This is a genomic window from Cellulomonas composti (assembly GCF_007990245.1).
Taxonomy (GTDB): Bacteria; Actinomycetota; Actinomycetes; order Actinomycetales; family Cellulomonadaceae; genus Cellulomonas; species Cellulomonas composti.
Window position 1 is genome coordinate 116244 of record NZ_BJWG01000010.1, and the last position, 11226, is coordinate 127469.

Below are 11226 nucleotides of genomic sequence, written 5' to 3' on the forward strand. Positions count from 1 at the left end.
TTCGGACTCTAGTGAGGCTGGGATGACGCGCGAGTTACCGGCGGGTATCAGGGGCGATCCGTTACGGAGTTGGAACTTCCGCCCAGGTAGCGGTCACGGCGTCTCGCGATGCGGACGTTCTCCGCGGGCCCCTCCCGACAGCACGGCCGCCCGCGCGAGGAGCAGCGCACCCGCCTCGACGGCACGTTCGTCGACGACGATGTTGCCCTGGTGGATGTCGTACGTCGGGCCGCCCGGCGTCCGGGTCCCGAGCCGCGCCATCGCACCGGTCACCTTCGTCAGGTACCACGCGAGATCCTCGCCGCCGAGCGACTGCTCGGTCAGCGTCACCGACCCCTCGCCCAGCACGTCGCGCGCGGCCGCCTCGAGCAGACCCGTGGCCCGCTCGTCGTTCTCGACCGGCGGGACGCCGCGTTGGTGGCGCACCTCGACCTCGACGCCCAGCGGCGCGACGACCTGCTCGACGGCCTGGTGGAACGCGTCCGTGGCCTGCTCCCACGCGCGCACGTCCAGGCACCGCAGGGTGCCGCGGAGCTGGCCCGAACCGGGGATGACGTTGTGCGCCGTCCCGGCCTGCACCGCTCCCCACGTCAGGTTGACGCCGCTGCGCGGGTCGAGCCGACGCCCGAGGATCGCCGGCACCTGCGTGATCACCTGGCCGAGCGCGAACACCAGGTCACCCGTCAGGTGCGGCCGCGACGTGTGCCCGCCCGGGCCTGTGAGCGTGACCGTGACCTCGTCGGAGGCCGACGTGATCGGTCCGATGCGGGTACCAACGAAGCCGACGTCGAGCTTGGGGTCGCAGTGCACCGCGAACAGCCGGCTCACGCCGTCGAGCCCGCCTGCCGCGATCACGTCGAGCGAGCCGCCGGGCTGCACCTCCTCGGCCGGCTGGAAGATCAGCCGCACGCCGACCGCCAGCTCGCCCGCGGCCGCGAGCCGCGCCAGCACGAGGCCCGCACCGAGCACGGCGGTGGTGTGCACGTCGTGCCCGCAGGCGTGCGCGACGTTGGCGCGCGTGGAGTGCCAGGGCAGCCCGCACGCGTCGGCGAGCGGCAGCGCGTCGAGGTCCGCCCGCAGCGCGACGAGGCCTTGTCCCGAGGCGGCGTGCGCCGGACCGATGTCGCACACGAGGCCGGTGCCCGGCAGCAGCCGCGGCTCGAGCCCGGCCGCGGTCAGCCGGTCCGCCACGACCCGCGTCGTGCGCACCTCGGTGCGCGCGAGCTCGGGATACGCGTGCAGGTCGCGCCGGATCGCGACGAGCTCGTCGCGCAGACCCTCGAGCTCGGCGATCAGCCGCAGCGCACCGGCGGAGGTCGGAGCCGGGCGCACCGAGTCGAGGGAGGGCACGGGTCCGGTCTCGAGAGGCACCCGTCGAGGTTATCGCCGTGTGCGGAGCGGCCGTCCGCGGGTCTCACGCCGCGCTCGTCGCGCCGCGCGCTCAGAGCAGGTCGTCGCGGTCCTGCGCGCGCCAGGCGTCGACGGCGGCCTTCACCTGCTGGGCGTGCGCGCGGGTCGTGACGAGCAGCGCGCCGGGGGTGTCGACGACGACGGCGTCGGGCAGCCCGACGACGCTGACGGTCCGGTCGCCGCCGGTCACGACGAACGCGTCGGGTGCATCCACGCGCAGGACCGCCGACGCATCACCGAGCGTCCCGCCCGGGACGAGCCCGGCGAGCGAGGCGAAGTCGCCGACGTCGTCCCACGAGAACTCGCCCGGGACCATCGCGACGCCGCCGGCCGCGGCCACGGGCTCGGCGATGGCGTGGTCGATCGCGATCTTCGTCAGCCCGGGCCACACCCCGGACAGCACGTCGTCACGCTCGGGCGTGTCCCACACGGCGGCGATCGTGCGCAGCCCGCCCGCGAGCGCCGGGAGCTGGGCGTCGAGGTGGTCGAGCAGCACGCGTGCGAGCACGACGAACATGCCCGCGTTCCACCGGTACTCCCCCGTCGCCAGGTACGCGCGCGCCGTCTGCTCGTCGGGCTTCTCGGTGAAGCCCGACGCACGCCGGGCACCCGGTGCGCCCGCGACGCCCGCGGACTCGCCCGCCTGCACGTACCCGAAGGCGGTCGACGGGCCCGTCGCGCGGATGCCGATGGTCACGACGTAGCCCGCGCGGGCCGCCTCGACCGCCTCGCGCACCGCGGCGTGGAACTCGTCCGTGTCGCCGATGACGTGATCCGCGGCGAACGACCCGATCACGACGTCGGGCCCGTGCCGCTCGAGCAGCACCGCCGCGGCCAGGCCGATCGCGGCCATCGAGTCGCGCGGCGAGGGCTCGACGAGCAGCCGGCCGCCCGGGCCCGTCGTGAGCCCCGGCACCTGCCGCGCCACCTCGTCGGCGTGCCGCACGCCCGTCACCACCACGACGCCGTCCTCGCCCGTGAGCGGTGCGAGCCGGTCGACGGTCGCCTGCAGCAGCGTGCGGCCCGAGCCCGTGAGGTCGAGCAGGAACTTGGGGTGACCGGCCCGGGACAGCGGCCACAGCCGGGTGCCCGCGCCGCCCGCGGGGACGACGGCGTGGAAGCCGGACAGAGGGGTCGCCATGGCCGCCAGGGTAGCGGCGGGCCGGCGCGTCCGTGGGCCGGCCCCGGGCCACCGCACGAGCCGCGTGTGGGATGGCTCACACCGGCGGGACCAAAGGCCTACCCGGCGCGGCCGACGTGCGCGAGGTCGATACAGTGAGGACTCGAACGGGACACCGACGTCCCACCTCTGACTCGCCAGGAGGATCCCCCGTGTCCGCAGCGCCCCCCGCGCCGCCCCGACCGCCGGCCAAGACCCGCAAGGCACCCGTCGGGACCCTGTACAGGGGTCGCGAGGGAATGTGGTCGTGGGTCGCGCACCGCGTCACCGGCGTCGCCATCTTCTTCTTCCTGCTGGTCCACGTGCTCGACACGTCGCTCGTGCGGCTCTCGCCGCAGGACTACAACGACGTCATCGGGACGTACAAGAACCCGATCATGGGCCTCGGCGAAGCCGGCCTGGTGGCCGCGATCGTGTTCCACGCGTTCAACGGCATCCGGATCATCCTGGTCGACTTCTGGGCCAAGGGCCCGAAGTACCAGCGCGTGATGCTGTGGGTCGTCATCGGACTGTTCTTCGTGACGATGGCGGGCTTCCTGCCGCGGCACCTCATGCACGTGTTCGGGGGCGAGTGATGACCACGATCGCCGACCCGAAGGCGCCGCGCCCGCCGCGCGCCCGCCCGTCGCGCCTGACCACGCGCGGCAACACCGAGCTCTACGGCTGGGTCTTCATGCGCGCGTCCGGCGTGATCCTGCTGGTGCTGATCTTCGGCCACCTGTTCGTCAACCTCGTCGCGGGCGAAGGCGTCAAGGCCATCGACTTCGGCTTCGTCGCGGGCAAGTGGGCCTCGCCGCTGTGGCAGGTCTGGGACCTGCTGATGCTCTGGCTCGCGATGATCCACGGCACCAACGGCGTGCGCACGATCATCAACGACTACGCGAGCCGGGACGGGCTGCGGCTCGCGCTCAAGGGCCTGCTCTACTTCGCCTTCCTCGTCGTCGTCGTGCTCGGGACGCTCGTGATCTTCACGTTCGACCCGTGCCCGACCGACGCCCCGCTCGACCTGCTGCCGTCGTTCTGCACGGCCTGAGAGGACCCCGACGAGATGCAGACCCACCAGTACGACGTCGTGATCGTCGGCGCGGGCGGCGCGGGCATGCGCGCGGCCCTCGAGTCGTCGACGCGCGTGCGCACCGCGGTCATCACCAAGCTCTACCCGACGCGTTCCCACACGGGTGCGGCGCAGGGCGGCATGTGCGCCGCGCTGGCCAACGTCGAGGAGGACAACTGGGAGTGGCACACGTTCGACACCGTCAAGGGCGGTGACTACCTCGTCGACCAGGACGCCGCCGAGGTGATGGCCAAGGAGGCCATCGACGCGGTGCTCGACCTGGAGAAGATGGGCCTGCCGTTCAACCGCACGCCCGAGGGGCGCATCGACCAGCGCCGGTTCGGCGGGCACACGCGCAACCACGGCGAGGCCGCCGTGCGCCGGGCCTGCTACGCCGCGGACCGCACGGGTCACATGATCCTGCAGACGCTCTACCAGCAGTGCGTGAAGAACGACGTCCAGTTCTTCAACGAGTTCTACGTGCTCGACCTGCTCGTGGACCACGACCTGGCCGCCGGTGAGGTCGAGGAGGGCGAGGAGGTCAACGTCTCGGGCGTCGTCGCCTACGACCTCGCGACCGGCGAGATCCACGTCTTCCAGGCGAAGTCGGTCGTGTTCGCGACCGGCGGTGCGGGCAAGATCTTCAAGACGACGAGCAACGCGCACACGCTCACGGGCGACGGCATGGCGCTGGCCTACCGCCGCGGCATCCCGCTCGAGGACATGGAGTTCTTCCAGTTCCATCCGACCGGCCTCGCGGGTCTCGGCATCCTGCTCTCGGAGGCCGCGCGCGGTGAGGGCGGCATCCTGCGCAACGCCGACGGCGAGCGCTTCATGGAGCGCTACGCCCCGACGATCAAGGACCTCGCCCCGCGCGACATCGTCGCCCGGTCCATGGCGAACGAGGTCCGCGAGGGCCGCGGCGCCGGACCGAACAAGGACTACGTCCTGCTCGACCTCACGCACCTGGAACCCGCGCACATCGACGCCAAGCTCCCGGACATCACGGAGTTCGCGCGCACGTACCTCGGCATCGAGCCCTACACCGAGCCCGTGCCGGTCTACCCGACGGCGCACTACGCGATGGGCGGCATCCCGACGAACATCGAGGGCGAGGTGCTGCGCAACGCGACCGACGTGATCAAGGGCCTGTACGCCGCCGGCGAGGTCGCATGCGTCTCGGTGCACGGCTCCAACCGCCTGGGCACCAACTCGCTGCTCGACATCAACGTGTTCGGCAAGCGCGCCGGGCGCGCCGCGGCCGCGTACGCCGCGACCGCCGACTTCGTGCCGCTTCCCGACGAGCCCGCGACGGCTGTCGAGGCCGGGCTCGAGACGATCCGCACGCGTCCCGACGGCGAACGGGTCGCGGACATCCGCCGCGCGCTGCAGGAGACGATGGACGCCAACGCGCAGGTGTTCCGCACGCAGGAGTCGCTGACACAGGCTCTCGCCGACATCAAGGAGCTGCACACGCGGTTCCGCGCGGTCTCCGTGCAGGACAAGTCCCGCACGTTCAACACGGACCTGCTCGAGGCCGTCGAGCTCGGCTTCCTGCTCGACATCGCCGAGACGGTCGTCGTGGGCGCGCTCAACCGGGCGGAGTCGCGCGGCGGGCACTTCCGCGAGGACTACCCGAACCGCGACGACGAGAACTTCATGCGGCACACCATGGCCTACCGCCGTCCGCTGCCGGCCACCACCGGCCGCAAGAAGCGCACCGGCGGCGACGCCAAGGGCGCCTTCAGCCACGCCGAGACCTTCGACGACTACCAGCTCGTGCTCGGCAGCAAGCCCGTCACCGTGACCCGCTACCAGCCGATGGAGCGCAAGTACTGATGACTGCCGCGATCGAGGACTCCCCCACCAAGGTCGGCGCCGTTCCGTCGTTCACCGTGACGATGCGCGTCATGCGCTACCTCCCGTCCGACGAGGGCGGCGAGACGGTCGCGCACTGGGACGACTTCCAGGTCAAGGTGCACGGCACCGACCGCGTGCTCGACGCGCTCCACATGATCAAGTGGGAGCAGGACGGCTCGCTGACGTTCCGCCGCTCGTGCGCGCACGGCGTGTGCGGGTCGGACGCGATGCGCATCAACGGCCGCAACCGCCTGGCCTGCAAGACGCTGCTCAAGGACCTCGACATCACCAAGCCGATCACGGTCGAGCCCATCAAGGGCCTGCCCGTGGTCAAGGACCTGGTCGTCGACATGGAGCCGTTCTTCGCGTCCTACCGCGAGATCATGCCGTTCCTCGTCACCACGGGGCACGAGCCGACGAAGGAGCGCCTGCAGTCGGCCGAGCAGCGCGCACGGTTCGACGACACGACGAAGTGCATCCTGTGCGCCTCGTGCACCTCGTCGTGCCCGGTGTTCTGGACCGACGGGCAGTACTTCGGGCCCGCCGCGATCGTCAACGCGCACCGGTTCATCTTCGACAGCCGCGACGAGGGCGGCGCGCAGCGCCTCGAGATCCTCAACGACAAGGAGGGCGTGTGGCGCTGCCGCACGACCTTCAACTGCACGGAAGCGTGCCCCCGCGGCATCGAGGTCACCAAGGCGATCCAGGAGGTCAAGCGCGCGATGATCACGCGCGCCTTCTGACCGCGACGCGCGGGCCGGACCCGGGTCGGACCGGCGCGACTAGGGTGCGGTGGCGTGGACGAGATCAGGCTGCCGGGCGGGAACGTGGGCGGGGCGGTGCTCGTCGGGAACACGGTGCGGCGACCCACCGGGCCGTGGACACCCGCCGTGCACGAGCTGCTGGGGTTCCTGGCCGCCGCGGGGTTGCCGCTCGTGCCCCGCGCGCTGGGCATCGACGAGCGCGATCGCGAGATCCTCACGTACCTGCCGGGTGAGGTCGTCCCGATCGGCGAACGCGAGCTGACCGACGCCCAGCTCACCTCGACGGCACGCTGGCTGCGCGAGTACCACCGCGTGGTGGCGGACTTCCCGCGCGGGTCGCGCCGCTGGCGCTTCGTCGAGACTGCGCTCGCGCCCGGGCAGATCATCTGCCACCACGACATGGCGATGTACAACCTGGCGTTCGACGGCGACGAGCTCGTCGGGGTCTTCGACTGGGACGTCGCGGGTCCGGGCGTGCCGCTCGACGACCTGGCGATGCTCGCCTGGGCGTCACCCCTGCTGCATCCCGACGACGACGCGCGGCGCATGGCCCACGGGCTGCGCGTGCTCGCCGACGGGTACGGCGACGTCGACCCGGTCTCGCTCCTGCGTCATGTCGAACAGCGCATGACGGACTCGTCGGACCGGATCTCCGCCGGCCAGCGCGCGGGCGATGCCGGGATGCTCAACCTGCGCGAGCGCGGCGAGCCCGCCGCGACGCTCGCACGCCTGCGCGTGCTGATCGGCCGGACCGACGAGCTGGTGGACGCGATCGCACACGGCTGACCTGCCCGGTCATACCTCGTCGGGATGCTCGTCGGGACGATCGAGGGGCGGGTCGGCGACCCACGCCGCCGCGAGCAGCATGATCCGCGCGATGAGGTTGACCCAGACCAGCAACGTCAGGATGACGGCGAACGGCGCGAACGCCGGGTTCGAGGTCGCGCTCCCCGCGACCACCGAGGTGCCGAGGTACCGGATCACACCGATGCCCACCCCCGCGACGAGCGCACCCAGCACCAGGTCCCGCCTCGGCGGCGACTCGCCGGCGAGCACCCGCACGACGAGCAGGAACACCCCGACGTCCAGCACGAACGCGACGAGGACCGCGACGACCTGCAGCGTGACGTTGGCCGCGGCGCCCCGGTCGAGCGCACGCAGCACCCACTGCGCGGCGGCCGTGGCCCCGGTGGTGAGCAGGACCGAGAGCAGGATCGCGAACGCGAAGCCCGCGAGCCCGACGAGCTGGCGCAGCTTGCCGACGACCGCGTTGTCGCCACCGCCCGCCTCGTCGGCGAACATCGCCCGCACGCCGGTGCGCAGTGCCCCGGTGGCAGCGAGCGCGGACAGCATCAGCACGACCACGGCGACGACCCCCGCCACGGTGAGACCACCGGTGAGCTTCAGCGAGTCCGGGGAGATCACCCCGCCGTTGCTGCCGTTGTCGACGATGCCCGGCAGCGCCTCGTCGATCGCGTCGAGCACCTTCTGGCGCAGCTCCGCGTTGCCACCCAGCACGGCCATGAAGATCGTCCAGGCGAACGTCAGCGCCGCGAAGACGGAGAACAGCGTCGCGTACGCGATGCCACCCGTGAGCACGCCGCCCCCGCGCGCCCCGAACCGGGCGTTCGCACGTGCCGGCCGGGTCTGCTGCCACCACACGAGGAGCGCCTTCGCCCGGCTGACGAGCGAGGGCCTGGCGCCGTCGACGTGACCCGGGCCCGCGGCGTCCGGGTCCGGTGCCTGCGCAGCGGCGTGGGCGTGCGCCGCACCGGCGCCTCGGGGCGGGACCGCCGGATCGGGAGGGGCGCTCATCGTCCGACACTAGGTCGGGGTGGGCACCTCGGCACCTCGCCCACGCGGCATCGTCGGGGGGTCGGCCACCCACGCGGCGACCAGCAGGACGATGCGCGCCATCAGGTTGACCCACAGCAGCAACGTCACCGCCACCGCGAAGGTCGCGAGCACCGGGGTGCGGTCGATCGCACCCGACACCACGGACGTGCCCAGGTAGCGGATCACTCCCATCGCGGTCGCGGCGAACACCGACCCGAGCAGCAGGTCACGCCGCGGCGGGTCCTCGCCCCCGAGCACGACGACGATCAGCACGAACATCGCCGCGTCGATCGTGAAGGCCACCGCGAGCCCACCGGCACGCAGCAGCAGGTTGCCCGAACCCGACCAGCCCAGCAGGTCGAGCACCCAGTGCAGGACCGTCCCGAACGCGGTGGTGAGCAACGCGGACAGCACGACCGCGAGCGCGATGGCGATCAGCCCACCGAGCGCCCGCACCCTGCCCATCACGGCCGCCTCGGGACCGACCGCCTCATGCCCGAACATCGCCCGCACACCCGTGCGCAGTGCCGCCGTGGCCGCGAGCGCCGAGAGCACGAGGACGCCGACCGCGACGACGCCCGCGACGCTCGTCGTCACGGTGAGCTGGAGATCCGAGGGGTCGATGAGGCCTTCCGACTCGGGCGTGTCCACCAGGCCGGGCAGGACGGAGTCGATCGCACGCAGCATCCTGTTCAGGAGCTCCTCGTTGTTCCCGACGATCGCCGTGAACACGGACCAGCCGATCGTCAGCACCGCGAACACGGAGAACAGCGCCGCGTACGCGATGCCACCGGTGAGGACCCGCCCGCCGCGCGCGCCGAACCGGACGAGGGCCCGCCCGGGACGCGACCGCTGCCACCAGTCGAACGCCGCCATGCCGCGCCCGACGAGCGTGGGCGGGGCCGGATCGACGTGGCCGGCCACACCGTCACCGGCGGGATCCGGCGAGAGCGCGGCCGCGTGGGTGTGCGCCGCGCCCGCTCCCCGGGGCGGGCGCGTGGACTCGTCGGGGGCGCTCATCGAGCGGGCCTAGGTGGCCGCAGCGTCGTCGGCACCCGTGAGCAGGTGCTCGAGCTCGGGCCGCCACACGGCGTCGTCGCCGCAGCGGTAGCAGTGCAGGCGGTCGACGACGAACGACGCGTCGAAGTCGCCGAGCTCGTCCATCGCCTCGTCGAGCCGCTCGTCCGGGAGGTCGTGCGCGACCGTGACGTGCGGGTGGTAGTGGAACCGCAGGCTCTGCTCGAGCGGCCCCGTGCGGACCTCGGACTCGAGCTGCTCGCACGCCGCGATCCCGTCGGCCACCTGGACGAACGCGACCTGCGAGACCGGCCGGAACGTGCCCGTGCCGCGCAACCGCAGCGTGAACGGCCGGTGCCGGGTCGCCACCGCGTCGAGGTGGGCGCGCACCTGTGGAACGAGGCCGGGCTCGATCACCGTCGGCGCCAGCAGGGTCACGTGCGGGGGGATGAAGTCCGCCCACCGGTCGCCGAACCGCGCCCGCGCCGCCTGGAGCTGCGTGCCGAACGGCTCGGGGATCGTCACCGCCACGCCGATCAGCAGCTGACCCGGCGCGCGTTCGGGGAGCCTCATGCGGGCGCGACCGCGGTCACGCGGGGCCGTCGCGCCAACAGCCCGGAGCGCTCGTAGAGCCGGTCGAGCGTGCCGCCGGCGATGTCGCGCGCCTTCTCGGCGCCCGCCGCGAGCAGGTCGTCGAGCGAGGCCGGGTCGTCGAGGTAGCCGAACACGCGCTGCTGGAACGGCTCGACCCACGCGACGACGACGTCTGCGAGGTCCTTCTTGAGATCGCCGTAGCCCTTGCCGTCGTAGTCCGCCTCGAGCGACGCGACCGGTCGGTCGGTGAGCGCCGAGAAGATCGTCAGCAGGTTCGAGATGCCGGGCTTGGCCGCCACGTCGAACCGGATCTCCCGCTCGGTGTCGGTCACGGCGGACCGGATCCGCTTCGCGATCACCTTGGGGTCGTCGAGGAGCTCGATCAGCCCGTTCGGCGACGTCGCGGACTTGCTCATCTTCGACGTCGGGTCCTGCAGGTCGTAGATCTTCGCGGTCGACCGCACGATGTGCGGTTCGGGGACGACGACCGTGCCCGCGCCGAACCGCGAGTTCAGGCGCACCGCGAGGTCGCGCGTCAGCTCGAGGTGCTGGCGCTGGTCCTCCCCGACGGGCACGAGGTTCGTGTCGTAGAGCAGGATGTCCGCCGCCATCAGCACCGGGTAGGTGAACAGGCCGACCGTCGTTCCCTCTGCACCCTGCTTGGCCGACTTGTCCTTGAACTGCGTCATGCGGCCGGCCTCGCCGAACCCGGTGTGGCACGAGAGCAACCAGGCCAGCTCGGCGTGCTCGGGGACGTGCGACTGCACGAACAGCAGCGACCGCGCCGGGTCGACGCCCGCGGCGAGGTACTGCGCGGCGGTCCGGCGGGTGCGCTCGCGCAGCACCGCCGGGTCGGGTGCGACCGTGAGCGCGTGCAGGTCGACGACGCAGTAGATCGCCTCGTTGTCGTCCTGCAGCGCGACCCACTGCGTCAGCGCACCGAGGTAGTTGCCGAGCTGGAGCGAGTCCGACGTGGGCTGCATGCCCGAGAAGATGCGAGCTGACACGGCTTCGGGGTCCGATCTGTGCGTGCGAGTCTGTGCGTGCGAGGGTGCCGCCACGGAGCGGCGCGGTCAGGTCCGGCGCGAGCGTAGTCGCTCAGGTCGCCTCGTCGTCGAAGGGTGCGGGGCTTTCGACCGTCGCGGAGCCGGTCGTCCGGCCACGGCTGCCGGGCCACGCACCCGCGGCGGCGGTAGCCGTCGCGACAGGCTGGTCGGGCTCGAGCAGGGCCTCGCGCACGATGCGGCGCGGGTCGTACCGGCGCGGGTCGAGCGCCTCCCAGTCGACGCCGAGGTCACCTGACTCCGCGTCGATGCGGGTCCGGGTCTCGCTCAACCACGCGCGGCCGCGGCGCACCAGATCCGCGAGCTGTTCCGCGTACCCGGGAAGGCGGTGGGGCCCGATCACGACGGCAGCGACGAGCAGGATCACCACGAGCTCGGCGCCGTTGATGTCGAACACCGAACCAGGCTACCCCGGCCCGCTCGCACTCCCGGGCCCGGGAGTGCGCA

The 11226-nt window shown here is 72.3% G+C and carries 12 protein-coding genes; 5 read left to right on the forward strand and 7 right to left on the reverse strand.

Features of this window, described 5'->3' with window-relative positions; translation table 11 throughout:
• Positions 1-93: 93 nt before the first annotated feature.
• The gene (locus CCO02nite_RS11620) at positions 94-1371 is read right to left on the reverse strand and encodes an amidohydrolase (protein WP_146843307.1); all 1278 of its coding nucleotides are present in this window, start codon (positions 1369-1371) and stop codon (positions 94-96) included.
• Positions 1372-1441: 70 nt separating this feature from the next.
• Positions 1442-2551 (reverse strand): mannose-1-phosphate guanylyltransferase, encoded by a 1110-nt coding sequence (locus tag CCO02nite_RS11625; protein WP_146843308.1) that lies wholly within the window; start codon positions 2549-2551, stop codon positions 1442-1444.
• A 191-nt stretch (positions 2552-2742) separates the two neighbouring features.
• On the opposite strand from CCO02nite_RS11625, the gene sdhC reads away from it, so the two are divergent.
• The 5 genes from sdhC to CCO02nite_RS11650 are packed head-to-tail and all read left to right on the forward strand — an operon-like array spanning position 2743 to position 7054.
• A complete protein-coding gene (gene sdhC, locus CCO02nite_RS11630) occupies positions 2743-3165 on the forward strand; it encodes a succinate dehydrogenase, cytochrome b556 subunit (RefSeq protein WP_146843309.1) in 423 nt (140 codons plus the stop codon).
• Entirely contained in the window at positions 3165-3623 is a 459-nt protein-coding gene (gene sdhD, locus CCO02nite_RS11635) for a succinate dehydrogenase, hydrophobic membrane anchor protein (protein WP_146843310.1), read from the forward strand. Before sdhC ends, sdhD begins: the two co-directional genes overlap by 1 nt.
• Before the next feature lie 15 nt (positions 3624-3638).
• Positions 3639-5483, forward strand: coding sequence for a succinate dehydrogenase flavoprotein subunit (gene sdhA, locus CCO02nite_RS11640; protein ID WP_146843311.1), 1845 nt, complete (start codon positions 3639-3641; stop codon positions 5481-5483).
• Entirely contained in the window at positions 5483-6247 is a 765-nt protein-coding gene (locus tag CCO02nite_RS11645) for a succinate dehydrogenase iron-sulfur subunit (protein ID WP_146843312.1), read from the forward strand. Before sdhA ends, CCO02nite_RS11645 begins: the two co-directional genes overlap by 1 nt.
• A gap of 54 nt (positions 6248-6301) precedes the next feature.
• Entirely contained in the window at positions 6302-7054 is a 753-nt protein-coding gene (locus tag CCO02nite_RS11650; protein ID WP_146843313.1) for a phosphotransferase, read from the forward strand.
• Positions 7055-7063: 9 nt separating this feature from the next.
• Here CCO02nite_RS11650 and CCO02nite_RS11655 read toward each other — a convergent pair whose 3' ends face one another.
• From CCO02nite_RS11655 to CCO02nite_RS11675, 5 genes are all read right to left on the reverse strand, one after another.
• Positions 7064-8083: a YihY/virulence factor BrkB family protein gene (locus CCO02nite_RS11655; protein WP_146843314.1), complete on the reverse strand. Its 1020-nt coding sequence runs from the start codon at positions 8081-8083 to the stop codon at positions 7064-7066.
• 9 nt (positions 8084-8092) lie between these two features.
• Entirely contained in the window at positions 8093-9124 is a 1032-nt protein-coding gene (locus CCO02nite_RS11660; protein ID WP_146843315.1) for a YihY/virulence factor BrkB family protein, read from the reverse strand.
• A gap of 9 nt (positions 9125-9133) precedes the next feature.
• On the reverse strand, positions 9134-9694 hold the full coding sequence (locus tag CCO02nite_RS11665; protein WP_146843316.1) for a 2'-5' RNA ligase family protein: 561 nt from the start codon (positions 9692-9694) through the stop codon (positions 9134-9136).
• Entirely contained in the window at positions 9691-10722 is a 1032-nt protein-coding gene (gene trpS, locus CCO02nite_RS11670; protein ID WP_281284599.1) for a tryptophan--tRNA ligase, read from the reverse strand. Before trpS ends, CCO02nite_RS11665 begins: the two co-directional genes overlap by 4 nt.
• A 91-nt stretch (positions 10723-10813) precedes the next feature.
• Positions 10814-11176 (reverse strand): twin-arginine translocase TatA/TatE family subunit, encoded by a 363-nt coding sequence (locus tag CCO02nite_RS11675; RefSeq protein ID WP_146843317.1) that lies wholly within the window; start codon positions 11174-11176, stop codon positions 10814-10816.
• Positions 11177-11226 lie beyond the last annotated feature (50 nt).